The following is a 15,546-nucleotide window of genomic DNA, read 5'->3' as shown; positions in this document are numbered from 1 at the left end:
GGAAATGACGAATTCGCCGAGGCCGAGGTCGTGTGGAGACCAGGTCTCGGCAAACGAGGTGGTGCTGGATGCCCAGTAAAGCTTCTCGTTACAGTCACCGTCGCAACGCCGGCGTAAAAATGCCTCAATGGAAACGGATGCCGGTTGCATTCACTTTTCCCGAGACCCCATGACACATCCTCCGGCAAACCAGAAAAACCGCATCCGATTGCTTCAGGCGGGCGCGCTGTTGTCCACAGCACCGATCCTCGTGGCAGCCCCGGCGTTCTCCGGGGACGGCAGCGACACAATCGAAAAGATCGGTGTTGCGCTGGTGCTGCTATGCGTCGTCGGTCGCATGTGGAGCATCCTCTATATAGGATCGAGGAAGAACCGGGACCTGGTCACGGTCGGCCCTTATTCCATGACGCGCAATCCGCTCTATTTCTTCTCCGTGGTAGGCGCCATGGGCATTGGGCTTTTCATCGGATCGCTGGTGGTGACGCTCGTTCTCGGCCTCGCCGCCTATCTTGTGCTCGTCGTGACCGCCGGAAAGGAGGCAAGACATCTCGAGACGCTGTTCGGCGACCGGTATCGCAGCTACGCAAGCCGGACACCGGTTTTCTGGCCAAGGCCTTCGCTGTATCGGGAGCCGGACGAAGTCGCGTTCTCACCCTCTGCCCTCAGGCGTACCTTTCTCGACGGGTTACTCTTCATCTCGGCGCTTCCAGCCGTAGAGATGATGGAGTATCTGAAGGAAAATGCAGGCTACCTGCCGATGCTGTTCAACCTTCCCTGACGCGCTGTTTGTTCACCGCGACAGGCCGTGACGCATCCGGTAGTCTTTTGACGGCGATTCGCGACCGAGGGGAACATCGTGGAACTGGCATTTCCGTGGCCGATGACCAACGGCGAGTGGCTGGCGTGGTCGAGCGCGGCTGTCACCGTGCTGTTCGGGCTGCTGCTGTTCTTCGCGCCGCGCATCTCGCTGCGCATCCTGCGCCTGCAGACCACGGAAGCGCATCCGGAAGCCGTGTCGGAAGCGCGCGCCACCATGGCTGGCTTCTACCTCGGCCTGGGCCTTTGCTGCGTGCTGCTCGGCGCCCAGCCTTTCCTCTACATGGCGCTCGGCGTGTCGTGGCTGTTCACCGCGTTCGGACGCCTCGTCTCGATGCTGTCGGACCGCGGCAACACGATCTACAACTGGACGTCGCTGATCGTCGAAGTTGTGCTCGCCGCGCTTCCCCTGGGCTTCGCTTTCGGCCTCGTGCCGTGAATCCGGCGCGGCCCGCCGGCCACGCCCGCAAACTGCGACAATCTGTTCTGAACCATGCCAGGCAACGTGTTGCGGTGTTCGTATGCGTATGCTAGACGGCGGACGACTGTCGGACGGGGGAGCGCCTTGCGCGGGTCGGTCGACAGGAAAAATGCAATAAGGCCAAAGATTTAGCCAGAGTCCAGCACTCGCGCCGATAATCTCGTGGCCTCTCAGACCAAGAGAAAAGACCGTCCGTGGCCAAGTCCAGCTCGCCAGTCTCCGGTGTCGCCGAACGTTACGCCGCTTCCCTGCACGATCTCGCCGCAGAGGCGAATGTCGTGCCGCAGGTTGAAGCCGACCTCAGCCGCTTCGAAGAGATGCTGTCGGGCAGCGAGGATCTGTCCCGCATGATCAGGAGCCCGGTCTTCTCGGCGGACGAACAATTCAAGGCGATCTCCGCCATCCTCGATGCCGCTGGCATTACCGGCCTCGTCGGCAGCTTCCTAAAGGTCGTCGCGAAAAACCGCCGCCTGTTTGCCGTGCCGGCAATGATCAAGGCGTTCCGCCGCATCGCCGCAGCGGCCCGCGGCGAGGTCGCCGCCGAGGTCACGTCCGCGCATGCGCTGACGGCGGCCCAGGAGACCGAACTCAAGGCGGCGCTGAAGGGCGTGGCCGGCAAGGACGTGTCGATCGCCGTCACTGTCGATCCCACCCTGCTCGGCGGCCTCGTCGTCAAGCTCGGCTCGCGCCAGATCGATACGTCGCTCAGAACAAAACTCAACTCGCTCAAGCTTGCACTGAAAGAGGTCGGCTGATGGACATCCGCGCCGCGGAAATCTCCGCAATCCTTAAGGACCAGATCAAGAATTTCGGCAAGGAAGCCGAGGTCTCCGAGGTCGGTCAGGTTCTCTCGGTCGGCGACGGCATCGCCCGCGTCTACGGCTTGGACAATGTCCAGGCCGGTGAGATGGTCGAATTCCCCGGCGGCATCCGCGGCATGGCGCTGAACCTCGAAGCCGACAATGTCGGCGTCGTCATCTTCGGCAACGACCGCGACATCAAGGAAGGCGACACCGTCAAGCGCACCGGCGCGATCGTCGACGCCCCGGTCGGCCCCGGCCTGCTCGGCCGCGTCGTCGACGCCCTCGGCAACCCGATCGACGGCAAGGGCCCGATCGTCGCCGTCGAGCGCAAGCGCGTCGACGTCAAGGCGCCTGGCATCATCCCGCGCAAGTCGGTGCACGAGCCGATGTCGACCGGCCTCAAGGCCATCGACGCGCTGATCCCGGTCGGCCGCGGCCAGCGCGAGCTGGTCATCGGCGACCGCCAGACCGGCAAGACCGCCATCATCCTCGACACCATCCTGAACCAGAAGGCGGTTCACGAGAGCGGCCCCGAGAGCGAGAAGCTCTATTGCGTCTATGTCGCCATCGGGCAGAAGCGCTCGACCGTCGCGCAGTTCGTGAAGATCCTGGAAGAGCGCGGCGCGCTCGAATATTCGATCATCGTCGCCGCCACCGCGTCGGACCCGGCTCCCATGCAGTTCCTGGCGCCGTTCACCGCCTGCACCATGGGCGAATATTTCCGCGACAACGGCCAGCACGCGCTGATCGGCTATGACGATCTGTCGAAGCAGGCCGTCGCCTACCGCCAGATGTCGCTGCTGCTGCGCCGCCCGCCGGGCCGCGAAGCCTATCCCGGGGACGTGTTCTATCTGCATAGCCGCCTGCTCGAGCGCGCCGCCAAGCTCAACGACGAAGAGGGCAACGGCTCGCTGACGGCCCTGCCGGTCATCGAGACGCAGGCCAACGACGTTTCGGCCTATATCCCGACCAACGTGATCTCGATCACCGACGGCCAGATCTTCCTCGAGACCAACCTGTTCTTCCAGGGCATCCGCCCGGCAGTGAACGTCGGCCTGTCGGTGTCGCGCGTCGGTTCGTCGGCGCAGATCAAGGCGATGAAGCAGGTTGCCGGCTCGATCAAGGGTGAACTCGCCCAGTATCGCGAGATGGCCGCCTTCGCGCAGTTCGGCTCCGACCTCGACGCCGCCACGCAGCGCCTGCTCAACCGCGGCGCCCGCCTGACCGAACTGCTGAAGCAGCCGCAGTTTTCGCCGCTGAAGACCGAAGAGCAGGTTGCGGTGATCTTCGCCGGCGTCAACGGCTATCTCGACAAGCTTGCCGTCAACCAGGTCGGCAAGTTCGAGCAGGGGCTGCTGGCCCATATGCGCTCGGACGGCAAGGCCGTGCTCGATGCGATCCGCACCGAGAAGGCGCTTTCGGACGAGCTTCGCGGAAAACTCAAGGCGCAGATCGACGCCTTCGCCAAAGCCTTCGCGTAAGGCGGACGGGAACGGACCGGCGACATGGCTTCGCTAAAGGACCTACGCAACCGCATCGCCTCGGTTAAGGCGACGCAGAAGATCACCAAGGCGATGCAGATGGTCGCCGCGGCGAAGCTGCGCCGCGCGCAGGAGGCGGCCGAAGCCGCGCGTCCGTATTCGCAGCGCATGGCGGCGGTGCTGTCGAACATCACCCAGGCGGTGGGCGGTGGCGGCGACGCCCCGGCGCTGATGGCCGGCACCGGAAAGGACGACGTGCATCTGCTCGTCGTCTGCACCGCCGAGCGCGGCCTGTGCGGCGGCTTCAACAGCCAGATCGCGCGTTTCGCGCGCGACCATATCCGCAAGCTGCTTGCCGCCGGCAAGCAGGTGAAGATCATCTGCGTCGGCAAGAAGGGTTTCGACATCCTTCGCCGCGACTACGGCAACCTGATCATCGACCGCGTCGACCTGCGCGAGGTCAAGACGCTCGGCTTCGTCAATGCCGACGCGATCGCAAAAAAAATCATCCACCTCTTCGGCGAAGGCCAGTTCGACGTCGCGACGCTGTTCTATTCGCAGTTCAAGTCGGTGATCTCGCAGATTCCGACCGCGCAGCAGCTTATCCCGGCGGCGTTGCCCACCGACGTGGCCAGCGGCGACGGCTCCGCCGTCTACGAATACGAGCCTGAGCCGGGTGAAATCCTCTCCGACCTCATCCCGCGCAACATCGCCGTCCAGATCTTTCGCGCGCTGCTTGAGAACGCGGCCGGCGAGATGGGCGCCAAGATGAGCGCCATGGACAATGCGACACGCAACGCCGGCGACATGATCAACAAGCTGTCGATCACCTACAACCGCCAGCGCCAGGCGCAGATCACCAAGGAACTCATCGAGATCATTTCGGGCGCCGAGGCGCTGTGATAAATTCGAGGGCATGACCGAAGATACGACAAATCTGGTGCTTGAACTCCTTCGACGCATTCGTGCGTCGCAGGAGCATATGGAAGAAGAGCTATCGGACGTGAAGTTGCGTTTGTCAGGGCTCGAACAGGGCGTAGGGCAATTTGGGACTGCGTTCGCCAACCTGCAGTCATCGGTTGGGCAGATTCAAATCTCCATGGGCTCCTTTCACAGGCGAACCGATCGGCTGGAGACGCGATCTGACAGCTACACGGCTCGCATCGAGCGGCTGGAAGATCAAAGCAACGCCACCGATCAGCGGCTGAAGCGGATCGAAGAACTTTTGAAGCAGATCGACGCCTAGGCGTCACGAGAGAAATGCGGCGTTTCGGCGCCAATGTCGGAAGGATAGAGGTAACATGGCGAAAGCAGCGACCCCCAAGGCACCGGCCGCGGCCGCGAAAGCCGCACCGGCAAAGGCGGCTGCGCCGAAGACGGCAGCGGTCAAGGCATCTGCCGCGGGCGCAACCGGAAAAGTCCGGCAGGTCATCGGCGCCGTCGTCGACGTGCAGTTCGAAGACAACCTGCCGGCGATCCTGAACGCGCTGGAGACCGAGAACGTCGGCAACCGCCTCGTGCTCGAAGTCGCCCAGCATCTCGGCGAGAACACTGTGCGCTGCATCGCCATGGACTCCACCGAAGGTCTGGTGCGCGGCCAGGCGGTGACCGATACCGGGGGGCCGATCCTGGTTCCGGTCGGCCCGGGCATGCTCGGCCGCATCATCAACGTCATCGGCGAGCCGGTCGACGAGGAAGGCCCGGTCGACGCGATCGAGATGCGCCCGATTCACGCCCCCGCCCCCGCCTATATCGACCAGTCGACGGAAGCGGCGATCCTGATCACCGGCATCAAGGTCATCGACCTCTTGGCTCCTTACGCCAAGGGCGGCAAGATCGGACTGTTCGGCGGCGCCGGCGTCGGCAAGACCGTGCTGATCCAGGAACTGATCAACAACATCGCCAAGGCGCATGGCGGCTACTCGGTGTTCGCCGGCGTCGGCGAGCGCACCCGCGAGGGCAACGACCTCTATCACGAGTTCATCGAATCCGGCGTCAACAAGAAGGGCGGCGGCGAGGGCTCGAAGGCTGCGCTGGTCTATGGCCAGATGAACGAGCCGCCGGGCGCCCGCGCCCGCGTCGGCCTCACCGGCTTGACGGTGGCCGAATATTTCCGCGACCAGGGCCAGGACGTGCTGTTCTTCGTCGACAACATCTTCCGCTTCACCCAGGCGGGTTCGGAAGTGTCGGCGCTGCTCGGCCGTATCCCTTCGGCGGTGGGTTACCAGCCGACGCTGGCGACGGACATGGGCGCGCTGCAGGAGCGCATCACGACGACGACGACCGGCTCGATCACCTCGGTGCAGGCGATCTACGTGCCCGCCGACGACTTGACCGACCCGGCGCCGGCGACGTCCTTCGCGCACCTTGACGCGACGACGACGCTGAACCGCTCGATCGCCGAGAAGGGCATCTATCCCGCCGTCGATCCGCTGGACTCGACCTCGCGCATGCTCGACCCGCTGGTCGTCGGCGACGAGCACTACCAGGTCGCCCGCCAGGTGCAGCAGACCTTGCAGCGCTACAAGTCGCTGCAGGACATCATCGCCATCCTGGGCATGGACGAGCTTTCGGAAGAGGACAAGCTGACCGTGGCGCGCGCTCGCAAGATCGAGCGCTTCCTGTCGCAGCCGTTCTTCGTGGCCGAAGTGTTCACCGGCTCGCCGGGCAAGCTGGTCGACCTCGCCGACACCATCAAGGGCTTCAAGGGCCTCGTGAACGGCGAATACGACCACCTCCCCGAAGCCGCCTTCTACATGGTCGGCGGCATCGAGGAAGCGGTCGCGAAGGCGCAGCGCCTGGCGGCGGAAGCGGCCTGATAGAAGCGAATAGCGAATAGGGAGTAGCGAATAGGGATTTTTGCGAACGCTGACAGCGACTTCTATTCGCTATTCGCTATTCGCTATTCGCTAAATTTGAATGGCTGAATCTTTCCAATTCGAACTCGTCTCGCCGGAGCGCCTCCTTGTCTCCGAGAAGGTCGTATCCGTCGTCATTCCAGGCACGGAAGGCGAGATGACGGTGATGGCCAACCATGCGCCGGTGATGACCACCATCAAGCCGGGCGTCGTCACGGTGAACACCGTTTCCGGCGAGAAGGAACGTTACGTCGTGTTCGGCGGCTTCGCCGACATTTTGCCGACAGGCTGCACGCTGCTCGCCGAATCGGCGGTTTCGGTGAAGAACATCGACAAGTCGGAGATCGCCCGCCGCATCCAGGAAGCACGCGAAGACCTGAGCGACGCCAAGGACCACGCCGCCCGCACCAAGGCGGAAGAATTCCTGCACCAGCTGACCACGCTGGAAGGCGCCGTCATGCCGGCCTGATCCATCGCTGACATCGGCGGGTTGAAGAGGCGGGGCAATTGCTCCGCTTTTTTGTTGAGGGCAGTATTTCCATCGATCGTCGGCTTGCCGCATCAAAGCAATGCCCGGCATTCAAGCGGCCGCCCTCTCGCGCAATATCTCGCGCAACTCGCCGCTCTCCCGGAAGCACGCCGCCTCCATCGGCTCCTGCTTGCCGGGCAGCATGACCGTGGTGAATTCCGGCAGGTCGCCGCTCCGCGCCACCAGCGTCACCGCTTCGCGCGACGCCACCATGGTGGCGTCGAGGCGTTTTGTCTGGGCTTCCAGCCGCGCCGCGACATTGCCGGTGTCACCCAGGAAAGGCATGCCGTCGATGCCGCCCTCCCATCCGACGCCGATCACCGCGACGCCGACATGCAGGCCGATGCCGATGCGCAACGGCTCGGACAGTTCCTCGCGCAGTTGCTCGCTCAGCGCGTCGACGCCGTCCCAGAGCTTCAGCGCGGCGCGGAAGGCGTCGCGGCCGGCGGCTTCCGGCGATCCCTTGCCGCTGAAGACGCTCATCACGCCGTCGCCGGCGACATTGGTGACCTGGCCGCCGCCTTCCTGAACGGCGGCCGACACCGCCTGGATATAGCGCTCGACGATGAACAGCGTATCGTAGGGAAGGCGGTCGTCGGCCAGCCGCGTCGACTGCCGGAGGTCGACAAAAAGCGCGGCGACCCTTGCCTCCCGGCGCCCGCCGGCCGGCATGCCGAGCGCCGCCTCGCCTTGCAGGGTCGGCGTCTGTGAATGGACCAGCGGCACCACCGCCAGGTCGCTCTCCGGCCGGATCTGGCAAGCGAGCCGCACCGAGGGCGGCGCACCGATGCGCGACAGGAGCCGCAACTCGTCCGGCCCCGGCGGCGGCAGACTTTCACCGCCGGCCATCACGTCGACGCGGCAGGTGGAACAGCGCCCTCGCCCGCCGCACACCGACGCATGCGGAATGCCGCCCCAGCGGCTCGCTTCCAGCACGCTGTAGCCAACCGGCACGGTGACCACGCGCCCGCCCGGATAGGTGATGCGCACCGAGCGGAAACGCGCCGCGTGCCAGTCGCGCGCCGCGCGCAGGCCGACGACGCCGGCGAGCAGCAACGCATAGGCGAGCGTCAGCCGGTCGACGAACCGTCCGACCGCCGCGCCTTTCTCGGCCTGCTCGCTGCCAGGCACGTAGACGACATGCGGCGAAAGCAGTTCCGGGCTGGCGGCGGCCAGTTCGCGCATGTCGAGGCCGGCATTGATGAAGCCAAGGATCGCCAGCACCGGCACCAGCGTCGCCAGCGCGGTCAGCGCCGGCACGGCCCGCGCGTACCATGATTTCGACCGCAGCCAGGCGCGGATGCCGATGCAGCCGTGGATCCACACGACGATCAGCAGCAGGAACTGGCGTGGCAGGCCGAAGAACGGATCGGCCACCCAATAGGCATAGACGACGCGGTCGAAGTCGATCTCGAGGCCCTGGACGCTCTCCGCATAGCGCACGCCTGCGCCATGGGCGATGAGCAGCAGCGGGATGATGAGCCCCAGCGAAAGCTGGACCGCCTCGGTGGCAGGGATGCGCAGGTGTCTGCGCCTGTAGAAGGCGCGCAGCCCAAGCCCGGCATGGATCAGCAGAGCGCCGCAAAGCAGTATCTGGCCCGGCACGGTCTGCCATGGGGAAAGCAGGACCCTCGCCGCGGCCTGCATGGCTTCGACCGAGCGGATGCCGAAGGCGTGGTTGAGGAAATGCATGAAGGTGTAGAGGAACAGCACCTGGCCGGTCCACAGCCGCAGCTTTCGCAGGCGTGCGCGCGACGAGGACGAGCGGTCGCTCCCCGCCTGGCGATCCGTGGGGATGGGTTGGGCGCTCAATCGGCCATTCCGGCATTGGCGCGACCCGTCCGAGCGCTGCAAAGCGAGGCGGCAATGAACCGGCCGGGCGCGACGCCGGAAGCGAGCGAATATTGCCGAGACGAGGCCATCATCGAAAAGAACTTTCGGCTGGATTCCCTTAGACTCCATCTGAGATAGCGGCTTGCCTGTCCTTCGCAATCCGGATTCGACGCACCACGTTGCAATTCGACGCGATTTGAGGGCACGCTGCCGCTATGGTCGGACGAACGCGGCCTGGGAGGATGCGGTCATGGCGCGAGACGCTTCGGTTGGAAACACGCCGCTCAGCCTGCACGTGCCGGAGCCGGAAGTTCGGCCGGGCGGCACGCCCGATTTTTCCAACGTGCCGATCCCGAAAGCCGGCTCCGTGCCGCGGCCGGAGATCGACGTCGATCCGCGCGATATCCGCGACCTCGCCTATTCCATCATCCGCGTGCTCGACCGTGACGGCAACGCCGTCGGCCCATGGGCCGGCACGCTGACCTCGGCCGAGCTTCTGGAAGGCCTGCGCCACATGATGACGCTGCGCACCTTCGACGCGCGCATGCAGATGGCGCAGCGGCAGGGCAAGACCTCCTTCTACATGCAGCACATGGGCGAGGAGGCAGTAAGCTGCGCCTTCCGCCAGGCGCTGCTGCCTGGCGACATGAATTTCCCGACCTACCGCCAGGCTGGCCTGCTGATTGCCGGCGGCTACCCGATGGTCGAGATGATGAACCAGATCTATTCCAACGAGCGCGACCCGCTGAAGGGCCGGCAACTGCCGGTCATGTATTCGGCCAAGGATTTCGGCTTCTTCTCGATCTCCGGCAATCTGGCCACGCAATTCATCCAGGCCGTCGGCTGGGCGATGGCGTCCGCCATCCGCAACGACACGAAAATCGCCGCCGGCTGGGTCGGCGACGGCTCGACCGCCGAGAGCGATTTCCACGCAGCGCTTGTCTTTGCATCGACCTACCGCGCGCCGGTGATCCTCAACATCGTCAACAACCAGTGGGCGATCTCGACCTTTCAGGGCATTGCGCGGGGCGGCTCCGGCACTTTTGCCGCGCGGGGCCTCGGCTTCGGCATTCCGGCGCTGCGCGTCGACGGCAACGACTATCTGGCCGTCCACGCCGTGGCGAAGTGGGCAGCGGAACGGGCGCGCAAAAATCTGGGGCCGACACTGGTCGAATACGTCACCTATCGCGTCGGCGCGCATTCGACCTCCGACGATCCCTCCGCCTACCGGCCGAAGGAGGAGTCTTCCGCATGGCCGCTGGGCGACCCTGTGCTGCGGCTGAAGGCGCATCTGATCTCGCTCGGCGCTTGGTCGGAAGAGCGCCACAAGCAGGCTGAGGCCGAGATTTTGGACACCGTGATCGCCGCACAGAAGGAAGCGGAAAGCCACGGCACGCTGCATGCCGGCGGAAAACCTTCGGTGCGCGACATGTTCGAAGGCGTCTACGCCGAGATGCCGCCGCATCTCAGGCGCCAGCGCCAGCAGGCGGGGGTGTAGCACAATGCCCCGCAAGACCATGATCGAGGCGATCCGCGACGCCATGGACGTGTCGATGGGCAGCGACGAGCGTGTCGTCGTCTTCGGCGAGGATGTCGGCTATTTCGGCGGCGTCTTCCGCTGCACCGCCGGCCTGCAGCAGAAATACGGGAAGGCCCGCTGCTTCGATGCGCCGATCAACGAACTCGGCATTGTCGGCGCGGCCATCGGCATGGCCTCCTACGGCCTGAAGCCCTGCGTCGAGATCCAGTTCGCCGACTACGTCTATCCGGCCTACGACCAGATCGTCTCCGAGGCGGCGCGCCTGCGCTACCGTTCCAACGGCGAGTTCACTTGCCCGATCGTCATCCGCATGCCGACCGGCGGCGGCATTTTCGGCGGCCAGACCCACAGCCAGAGCCCGGAGGCGCTGTTCACCCATGTGTCGGGCCTGAAGGTGGTCGTGCCCTCCAATCCGCATGACGCAAAGGGCCTTCTCATCTCGGCGATCGAGGATCCCGACCCGGTGATCTTCCTCGAGCCGAAGCGGCTCTACAACGGCCCCTTCGACGGCCATCACGAGCGGCCGGTAACGCCCTGGTCGAAGCATCCGCTGGGCGAGGTTGCCGACGGCCACTACACCGTGCCGCTCGGCAAGGCTGCTATCCGCCGCGAGGGCTCCGCCCTCACGGTGCTCGCCTATGGCACCATGGTCTACGTGGCCGAGGCTGCGGCGGCGGAGACCGGCATCGACGCCGAGATCATCGACTTGAGGACGCTGCTGCCGCTCGACCTCGACGTGATCGTCAACTCGGTGAAGAAGACCGGCCGCTGCACCGTCGTCCACGAGGCGACGCTGACCTCCGGTTTTGGCGCAGAGCTTGCGGCGCTGGTACAGCGCCATTGTTTTTATCACCTCGAAGCGCCGGTCATGCGCGTTACCGGCTGGGACACGCCCTATCCGCACGCCCAGGAATGGGACTATTTCCCTGGCCCGGCGCGCGTCGGCCGGGCATTCGTCGAAACGATGGAGGCGTGAGCATGGCCGAGCACGTCATAAAACTCCCCGACGTCGGCGAAGGCGTGGCCGAGGCCGAGCTTGTCGAATGGCATGTGAAGGTCGGCGATCTGGTGCGCGAGGATTCGCTGCTCGCCGCCGTCATGACCGACAAGGCGACGGTCGAAATCCCCTCCCCCGTCGAGGGCGAAGTCTCGTGGGTCGGCGCCGAGATCGGCGAGACGGTGGCGGTCGGTTCGCCGATCGTGCGCATCAAGGTGGCAGGCGAAGACAACGTGATGGCCGGCACAGTCGCCGAAGCAAAGTTGGAGCCGACTGGAAAGAAAGAGACCCCCACCCCTAACCCCTCCCCACAAGGAGGAGGGGCACAACCAGCCGCTGCCACCAAAACAACTGAACCGCAAAGGTCTCCCGACACCAAAGCCACGCAACCCGGATTCCCCTCCCCCTCGTGGGGAGGGGTTAGGGGTGGGGGTACCGCGTCAGCGACACCCCCAGCAGGCGCGCCCCGGCCCGCCGGCGAAAAACCGTTGGCCTCTCCCGCCGTGCGCCTGCGCGCAAAAGAAGCCGGCATAGACCTGCGCCAAGTCGCAGGCTCCGGCCCGGCGGGTCGCATTTCCCACGAAGACCTCGATGCCTTCCTGTCGCGCGGCCCGCAAGCGACGCGCCCGGCCGGCCTCACGCCGGACGACACGGTCGAGGAGATCAAGATCGTCGGGCTGCGCCGGAAGATCGCGGAAAAAATGCGGCTTTCGAAATCGCGTATCCCGCACATCACCTATGTCGAGGAGATCGACGTCACCGGCCTTGAGGAATTGCGGGCAAAACTCAACGCCGAGAAGAAGGCCGACCGGCCGAAGCTGACCATCCTGCCCTTCCTGATGCGCGCCATGGTCAAGGCGATCAAGGAACAGCCGGGCGTCAACGCGCTGTTCGACGACGAGGCCGGCGTCATCCACCGCCACGGCGCCGTGCATATCGGTATCGCCGCGCAGACGCCGGCCGGGCTGGTGGTGCCGGTGGTGCGCCACGCCGAGGCGCGCGATCTGTTCGACTGCGCCGCCGAGGTCAACCGGCTGGCGGAGGCCGCAAAGACGGGTACGGCGACGCGCGAGGAACTGTCCGGCTCGACCATCACCATCACGTCGCTCGGCGCCATGGGCGGCGTGGCGACGACGCCGGTGATCAACCATCCGGAAGTCGCCATCGTCGGCGTCAACAAGATCATGATGCGGCCGGTGTGGGACGGTTCGCAGTTCATCCCGCGCAAGATGATGAACCTCTCCTCCTCCTTCGACCACCGCGTGGTCGACGGCTGGGATGCGGCGGTGTTCATCCAGCGCATCAAGACGCTGCTGGAGACCCCGGCGATGATATTTCTGGAGGGATGAGGACCACGCGTGCCGCCCCCGACAGGAAAGCCGATCGTACGGATCGCGGAACTGGAGATCGATCCCGAGCAGATCGAGAGCTACAAGGCGTTGCTTTCGCGAGAGATCGAAGCGTCGATCCGGCTGGAGGAAGGCGTGCTGGCTCTCTACGCATTGGCCGTCAAGGAAAGCCCCGAGAAGATCAGGATTTTCGAGGTCTATGCAGACCAGGGCGCCTACCAAGCCCATCTGCGGACACCGCATTTCCTCGAATACAAGGCGTCGACCTCGGCGATGGTCCGGTCGCTGAGGCTGGTCGAGACGGAACCGATCGTGCTTGCCGACAAGTTGGATGATCAGAGGCGACTTCGATGAAAGAAATCTCCTGCAAGCTCCTCGTCGTCGGCGCCGGACCAGGCGGTTATGTCTGCGCCATCCGCGCCGGACAGTTGGGCATCGACACCGTCATCGTCGAGGCGAAAAAACCGGGCGGCACCTGCCTCACCATCGGCTGCATCCCCTCCAAAGCGCTGATCCATGCGGCGGAAGAATTCGAGGCGGTGCGCCTGGCGGCCGAGGGCAAGAGCGCCGTGGGCATCTCGCTGTCCGCACCGGCGATCGATCTGGCGAAAACCGTCGCGTGGAAAGACCGCATCGTCGGCCGGCTGACCAATGGTGTCGCCGGCCTGCTGAAGAAGGCCAATGTCAAATCCGTCCATGGGTTCGCGAAATTCCGCGACGGCAAGACGGTCGAGGTGGAAACCGAGACCGGCACGCAGGTGATCCGTGCCGAGACGGTGGTGATCGCCACGGGCTCCGTGCCGGTGGAACTGTCGTCGATGCCATTTGGCGGCCCGGTGATCTCGTCCACCGAGGCGCTGTCGCTCAAATCCGTGCCGGAAACGCTTGCCGTGGTCGGCGCCGGTTACATCGGGCTGGAACTCGGCATCGCCTTCGCCAAGCTCGGCGCCAAGGTGACGGTGGTCGAGGCGCTGGACCACATCCTGCCGCTTTACGATTCCGAGCTGACCAAGCCGGTCGGCAAGCGCCTCGCCGCGCTCGGCATCGAGGTTCTGCTCGGCGCCAAGGCGCAAGGGCTGGAGCCGAAGACCGATCAACTGATCGTCAAGACTGCCGACGGCACAACGCGAAACATCGCGGCGGAAAAAATCCTGGTCGCCGTCGGGCGAAAACCCGCGGTCGAGGGCTGGGGGCTTGAGGAACTCGACCTCGACCGGACCGGCCGTTTCATCCGCATCGACGACCAGTGCCGCACCTCGATGCGCGGTGTCTTCGCCATTGGCGACGTCGCCGGCGAACCGATGCTGGCGCACCGCGCCATGGCGCAGGGCGAGACGGTGGCGGAGATCGTCGCCGGCCACAAGCGCAACTGGGACAAGCGCTGCATCCCCGCCGTCTGCTTCACCGATCCGGAGATCGTCAGCGCCGGCCTGCCCCCCGACGAAGCAAAGGCTGGGGGGCGCGAGGTCAAGATCGGCGTGTTTCCCTTCGCCGCCAACGGGCGCGCCATGACCAAGCACGGCGAGGACGGTTTCGTCCGCGTCGTCGCCCGCGCCGACAACCACCTGGTTCTGGGCATCCAGGCGGTCGGCCAGGGCGTCTCGGAACTCTCCGCCGCCTTCGCCCTGGCGATCGAGATGGGCGCCCGGCTGGAGGACATCGCCGGCACCATCCATTCGCACCCGACGCAGGGCGAAGCTTTCCAGGAGGCGGCACTTAAAGCGCTCGGCCAGGCGCTGCATATCTGACGACGGATGCGCAATGCCGATGGCCCCTGATTTCTCGACCTGCTTCCCGTGAACCCGTTCCGGTAGACTCGCCGCACGCATGCCTCCGGTTGACGCGGCCGTCCGGTATCCGCATCATACCCGAAACGGAAACGGAGCGCGGCCATGACAGATCCAACCGGCAAGCGTGAAGAAACGCCGAAGGCCGGCGATCCGAAGGCCGGCGATCCGAAGGCCGATCCGCAGCAGGACGAGAAGGACCTGCTGGAAGAGGAACTGGAAGAAGGCCTTGAGGATTCCTTCCCCGCCAGCGACCCCGTTTCAGTGACGTCGACCGCGATCCCGGGAGGGCCGGCGAAGAGGCGCTGAGGGAACCGAGGAGACGCCCGGGACCGTTTTACCCGGTCTACCCACCCGAAATCGCTTCGCCGGAAGCTGGCGGCCGGTTCGGCGCAAGCGCCGGGACAGTTTCCTTAATTCCATCCGCGTCAGCCTTGAAGCGCCGCGCCCTTCTGCGGAATTAAGGAAACTGTCCCCTGTCCCATCCCTTCCGGCACCGTCCTCGTGCGGAGGAATTTCGAGTTACCAAGCGGAGCGGATAAATCTGTCGCCGGCGTTCATCCCTGCTCCGGCTGAATGAAGGCCAATGTCAGCCAGCGCGCGGTCAACGCCGGTTTCAGCGATCCCTCGATCTCGATCGTCACGTCATGGGCAACCTCGATCCAGCCCGACGGGCGCGCCTTGATCTTCGCAAGCACAAAGCGGGTGCGGATGCGCGCGCCGGTCTTGACCGGGGCGACGAAACGCACCGTGTCGAAACCCTGGTTGATACCGATGTCGGCGCCCTCGATCCTCGGGATGGTCTCGAAGGCCATGGCCGACAGCAGCGACAGCGTCAGGAAACCGTGGGCGATGGTGCCACCGAAATTTGTCTCGGTGGCCGCGCGTTCTGGATCGCAATGGATGAACTGGTGATCGTCGGTGGCGTCGGCGAACTGGTCGATCATGTCCTGGGTGACGGCGCGCCACGGCGACACGCCGGCTTCCTGGCCGACGCCCGAAAGGGCCTGATCGAGGGTGATGGTGTTCACGATGGTCGTGTCTCCGATGGGCGACGGACAACGATGCCCGG

Annotated in this window: 16 protein-coding genes; 14 read left to right on the top strand and 2 right to left on the bottom strand. The window is 65.0% G+C overall.

Features of this window, described 5'->3' with window-relative positions:
* Positions 1–127: 127 nt before the first annotated feature.
* From ACSBOB_RS06175 to ACSBOB_RS06140, 8 genes are all read left to right on the top strand, one after another.
* Positions 128–778: a methyltransferase family protein gene (locus tag ACSBOB_RS06175; protein ID WP_442581577.1), complete on the top strand. Its 651-nt coding sequence runs from the start codon at positions 128–130 to the stop codon at positions 776–778.
* A gap of 78 nt (positions 779–856) precedes the next feature.
* Entirely contained in the window at positions 857–1,255 is a 399-nt protein-coding gene (locus ACSBOB_RS06170) for an AGROH133_08824 family phage infection protein (protein WP_442581576.1), read from the top strand.
* A gap of 236 nt (positions 1,256–1,491) precedes the next feature.
* Positions 1,492–2,052, top strand: a complete 561-nt coding sequence (locus ACSBOB_RS06165) for a F0F1 ATP synthase subunit delta (protein WP_442581575.1) — start codon at positions 1,492–1,494, stop codon at positions 2,050–2,052.
* The gene (gene atpA, locus ACSBOB_RS06160; RefSeq protein WP_442581574.1) at positions 2,052–3,581 is read left to right on the top strand and encodes a F0F1 ATP synthase subunit alpha; all 1,530 of its coding nucleotides are present in this window, start codon (positions 2,052–2,054) and stop codon (positions 3,579–3,581) included. Before ACSBOB_RS06165 ends, atpA begins: the two co-directional genes overlap by 1 nt.
* Before the next feature lie 24 nt (positions 3,582–3,605).
* Positions 3,606–4,484 (top strand): F0F1 ATP synthase subunit gamma, encoded by an 879-nt coding sequence (locus ACSBOB_RS06155; RefSeq protein WP_442581573.1) that lies wholly within the window; start codon positions 3,606–3,608, stop codon positions 4,482–4,484.
* Positions 4,485–4,497: 13 nt separating this feature from the next.
* The gene (locus tag ACSBOB_RS06150; RefSeq protein WP_442581572.1) at positions 4,498–4,827 is read left to right on the top strand and encodes a hypothetical protein; all 330 of its coding nucleotides are present in this window, start codon (positions 4,498–4,500) and stop codon (positions 4,825–4,827) included.
* A gap of 55 nt (positions 4,828–4,882) precedes the next feature.
* Complete coding sequence (gene atpD, locus ACSBOB_RS06145) at positions 4,883–6,400, top strand: F0F1 ATP synthase subunit beta (RefSeq protein ID WP_442581571.1); 1,518 nt, start codon at positions 4,883–4,885, stop codon at positions 6,398–6,400.
* 100 nt (positions 6,401–6,500) lie between these two features.
* Positions 6,501–6,908, top strand: coding sequence for a F0F1 ATP synthase subunit epsilon (locus ACSBOB_RS06140; protein ID WP_442581570.1), 408 nt, complete (start codon positions 6,501–6,503; stop codon positions 6,906–6,908).
* A gap of 111 nt (positions 6,909–7,019) precedes the next feature.
* On the opposite strand, the gene ACSBOB_RS06135 is transcribed toward ACSBOB_RS06140, so the two are convergent.
* Entirely contained in the window at positions 7,020–8,780 is a 1,761-nt protein-coding gene (locus ACSBOB_RS06135; RefSeq protein ID WP_442581569.1) for an adenylate/guanylate cyclase domain-containing protein, read from the bottom strand.
* Positions 8,781–9,051: 271 nt separating this feature from the next.
* Here ACSBOB_RS06135 and ACSBOB_RS06130 point away from each other — a divergent pair, with 271 nt between their 5' ends.
* The 6 genes from ACSBOB_RS06130 (at position 9,052) to ACSBOB_RS06105 (ending at position 14,783) form a co-directional block, all read left to right on the top strand.
* Complete coding sequence (locus ACSBOB_RS06130) at positions 9,052–10,299, top strand: 3-methyl-2-oxobutanoate dehydrogenase (2-methylpropanoyl-transferring) subunit alpha (protein ID WP_442581568.1); 1,248 nt, start codon at positions 9,052–9,054, stop codon at positions 10,297–10,299.
* Between the two features lie 4 nt (positions 10,300–10,303).
* Positions 10,304–11,317, top strand: a complete 1,014-nt coding sequence (locus tag ACSBOB_RS06125; RefSeq protein ID WP_442581567.1) for an alpha-ketoacid dehydrogenase subunit beta — start codon at positions 10,304–10,306, stop codon at positions 11,315–11,317.
* A 2-nt stretch (positions 11,318–11,319) separates the two neighbouring features.
* Positions 11,320–12,687: a dihydrolipoamide acetyltransferase family protein gene (locus ACSBOB_RS06120; RefSeq protein ID WP_442581566.1), complete on the top strand. Its 1,368-nt coding sequence runs from the start codon at positions 11,320–11,322 to the stop codon at positions 12,685–12,687.
* A gap of 9 nt (positions 12,688–12,696) precedes the next feature.
* Complete coding sequence (locus tag ACSBOB_RS06115; protein WP_442581565.1) at positions 12,697–13,041, top strand: antibiotic biosynthesis monooxygenase; 345 nt, start codon at positions 12,697–12,699, stop codon at positions 13,039–13,041.
* Entirely contained in the window at positions 13,038–14,435 is a 1,398-nt protein-coding gene (lpdA, locus tag ACSBOB_RS06110; RefSeq protein WP_442581564.1) for a dihydrolipoyl dehydrogenase, read from the top strand. Before ACSBOB_RS06115 ends, lpdA begins: the two co-directional genes overlap by 4 nt.
* Positions 14,436–14,579: 144 nt before the next feature.
* Entirely contained in the window at positions 14,580–14,783 is a 204-nt protein-coding gene (locus ACSBOB_RS06105; RefSeq protein ID WP_442581563.1) for a hypothetical protein, read from the top strand.
* 248 nt (positions 14,784–15,031) lie between these two features.
* Here ACSBOB_RS06105 and ACSBOB_RS06100 read toward each other — a convergent pair whose 3' ends face one another.
* The gene (locus ACSBOB_RS06100; protein ID WP_442581562.1) at positions 15,032–15,505 is read right to left on the bottom strand and encodes a MaoC family dehydratase; all 474 of its coding nucleotides are present in this window, start codon (positions 15,503–15,505) and stop codon (positions 15,032–15,034) included.
* Positions 15,506–15,546: the final 41 nt, after the last annotated feature.

Source organism: Mesorhizobium sp. KACC 23794 (assembly GCF_052180275.1).
GTDB lineage: Bacteria > Pseudomonadota > Alphaproteobacteria > Rhizobiales > Rhizobiaceae > Kumtagia.
This window is presented reverse-complemented; position numbering and strand designations above follow the sequence as displayed.